We start from the raw sequence: 3,036 nt of genomic DNA, 5'->3' as shown, positions 1-3,036 counted from the left end.
GAGGCTTATTTACCATGGAATAAAGTTGTACAAGAAAAGTGCAAATAAGAAATCTCCAGATTAGGAACTATCCGTGAGTTCTCTAGTCTGGAGATTTTTCAATATACTTCGTTATTGGGCGGTTACAGTTGAAATAGTACACTTTGATTTCTAAGACATTGTTAGAAATTGGTTTAAATTCCCTAATCAATTTGCGCATGTTTTATTTCATTTTACGATAGTACGTTGAAACTTTTCAAAAAGTACTAGAAATTGACTTGGATCCCCCAATTGATTTGTTCAGATTCACTATAAATAAAAAATTAATAAGTGGGATAGGAAGTTAGCGTCAACTAGGATAGTATCTTGCTTAAACACAGTATATATGGGACTGATATAAGTCCATAGGCCCTATTAGAGGATGTTCTGGTGTTTTATTTACTTGTTTTTTTATAGCATTAGTAGATAGAATCAGCAAATAAAAAAGTAGTTCAAATGCCTGGCAGCAAAAAATCTCAACGATTCACTTAATATAGACTAAAGTTTAGAGTTTAAGGAAAGTAGGGCTAATATATTGTATGAAAAATAAGATTGTTTTTAAGCAAAACTCTTGAAAATGATTGAAAAAAGAGTTATTATAGATGTATAGTAAAAAGCAAACGCTTACTTAATCAAGGAGGACAGTTTATGTCATACAAAACAAGCAATGCAGAAGGGCATGTAGATTTCATTAATACCTATGATTTGGAGCCAATGGCGCAACAAGTGATCCCTAAAGCAGCATTTGGCTATATTGCTAGTGGGGCAGAAGATACTTTCACTTTAAGAGAGAATATCCGTGCCTTTAACCACAAACTCATCGTTCCACATACGCTTTGCGATGTTGAAAATCCAAGTACAGAGATTGAATTTGCAGGTGAAAAACTATCTTCACCAATCATTATGGCGCCTGTTGCGGCTCATAAATTGGCAAACGAACAAGGTGAAGTGGCGACTGCGCGTGGTGTGCATGAGTTTGGTTCTCTTTATACAACTAGCTCATACTCTACTGTCGACCTTCCAGAGATTTCTAAAGCCCTTCAAGGGACACCTCATTGGTTCCAATTTTACTTTAGTAAAGATGATGGCATTAACCGCCACATCATGGACCGTGTGAAGGCTGAAGGTTATAAAGCGATTGTCTTGACGGCAGATGCTACTGTAGGGGGTAATCGTGAAGTGGATAAGCGTAATGGTTTTGTCTTTCCAGTTGGTATGCCGATTGTTGAAGAATACCTACCAGAAGGTGCTGGTAAATCAATGGACTTTGTTTACAAATCAGCTAAACAGCGCTTGTCTCCACGCGATGTAGAATTTATCGCTGAATACTCAGGGCTTCCTGTGTATGTCAAGGGACCACAATGCCGTGAGGACGTTGAGCGTTCACTTGCTGCGGGAGCTTCTGGTATCTGGGTAACCAACCACGGTGGTCGTCAAATCGACGGTGGACCAGCCGCTTTTGACTCGCTTCAAGAAGTGGCAGAAGCAGTTGATAGACGTGTGCCAATTGTCTTTGACTCTGGTGTTCGTCGTGGTCAACACGTCTTTAAAGCCTTGGCTTCAGGAGCAGACTTGGTAGCTATTGGTCGCCCTGCTATTTATGGTTTGGCTCTTGGTGGTAGTGTTGGTGTGCGTCAAGTCTTTGAACACTTGAATGCGGAATTGAAGACAGTTATGCAATTGTCTGGAACTCAGACCATTGAAGATGTCAAACACTTCAAACTTCGTCACAACCCATACAACCCAACCTTCCCAGTTGACCCTCGTGACTTAAAATTGTATTGATAAAAGAGATTGCCTCCACTGAATGTGGAGGTTTTTCTTCGTGTATTGGAAGAATAAATCGCTATCAAAAACTATATAAAGATATTTTTCGGTCAAATATCTTGCTAGGGCTTTCAATTTCTGTTATAATGATCTAGTAATTAAATAATAAAGACATTTGGGGTGCTTTAGGCTGAGATGATACCCATTGAACCTGATACAGTTAAGACTGGCGAAGGGAAATGTGAACAGTTTTTTTCGTATGGTGAAATGAACGGTCTAATCTTGTAAGTCAACTCTAATTCTTGATTGTAATTGGAGTTTTTTTGTTTATATAAAACTGGGTAGGCTTGTTTAGGTAGCTCTCTGCAAATGCCCTCGATGTTCTTTAAAAGGATCAAGTGGAATTACGATTTTACTTGGTATTTCTTGGTGTTTTATTAATTACTAACAAGTAAAGAGAGGAGAAGTAAATATGGAAACACAGGTTTATGCATTTCAGCCAGGTTTGACTGTTGGAGAATTATTAAAAAGCAGTCAGAAGGATTGGCAGGCTGCAATCAATCATCGTTTTGTTAAGGAACTTTTTGCAGGGACAATTGAGAATAAGGCCTTAAAAGACTACCTGATTCAAGATTATCACTTCTTTGATGCCTTTTTATCCATGTTGGGTTCCTGCGTAGCCCACGCAGACCAGCTTGAATCCAAGCTTCGTTTTGCCAAACAACTAGGCTTTCTTGAAGCAGATGAAGATGGCTATTTCCAAAAGGCTTTCAAGGAGTTAAACGTATCTGAGAATGACTATCTAGAAGTGAGCTTGCACCCTGTAACAAAAGCCTTTCAGAATCTAATGTACTCGGCAGTGGCTTCATCAGACTATGCCCATCTTTTGGTCATGCTGGTCATTGCAGAAGGACTCTATTTAGACTGGGGTTCTAAAGCTTTGGCTCTTCCTGAAGCCTATATTCATTCGGAATGGATCAATCTCCACAGAGGTCCTTTCTTTGCAGAGTGGGTTCAATTTCTGGTTGACGAACTCAATCGCGTCGGAAAAGGTCGAGAAGATTTGACAGAGCTTCAGCAACGCTGGAATCAAGCGGTCGCTTTAGAATTAGCCTTTTTTGATATTGGTTATGATGCCTAGAGAAGGCTCATGATATTTACAAATTTGATGAGTTAATACTCTTCGAAAATCTCTTCAAACCACGTCAGCTTCACCTTGCCGTAGGTATGGTGTTCTATCTGCAACCTCAA

At 39.3% G+C, this 3,036-nt stretch carries 2 protein-coding genes and 1 riboswitch; both genes read left to right on the top strand.

Features of this window, described 5'->3' with window-relative positions:
* Positions 1 to 666 precede the first annotated feature (666 nt).
* Positions 667 to 1,803: an L-lactate oxidase gene (gene lctO, locus HT723_RS09950; RefSeq protein ID WP_172930373.1), complete on the top strand. Its 1,137-nt coding sequence runs from the start codon at positions 667 to 669 to the stop codon at positions 1,801 to 1,803.
* Between the two features lie 148 nt (positions 1,804 to 1,951).
* Positions 1,952 to 2,040: riboswitch (TPP riboswitch) on the top strand.
* A 217-nt stretch (positions 2,041 to 2,257) separates the two neighbouring features.
* Positions 2,258 to 2,926, top strand: coding sequence for a TenA family protein (locus tag HT723_RS09945; protein WP_023941460.1), 669 nt, complete (start codon positions 2,258 to 2,260; stop codon positions 2,924 to 2,926).
* The last annotated feature ends 110 nt before the right edge of the window (positions 2,927 to 3,036 follow it).

The organism is Streptococcus sp. 2106 (assembly GCF_013277315.1).
Classification (GTDB): Bacteria; Bacillota; Bacilli; order Lactobacillales; family Streptococcaceae; genus Streptococcus; species Streptococcus pseudopneumoniae.
Note: the sequence above shows the minus strand (reverse complement) of the source record. Positions and strands in the feature narration are given on the sequence as shown.

Coding starts and splice junctions, on each gene's coding strand:
- lctO (WP_172930373.1), top strand. CDS start 667: ATGTCATACAAAACAAGCAATGCAGAAGGGCATGTAGATTTCATTAAT.
- HT723_RS09945 (WP_023941460.1), top strand. CDS start 2,258: ATGGAAACACAGGTTTATGCATTTCAGCCAGGTTTGACTGTTGGAGAA.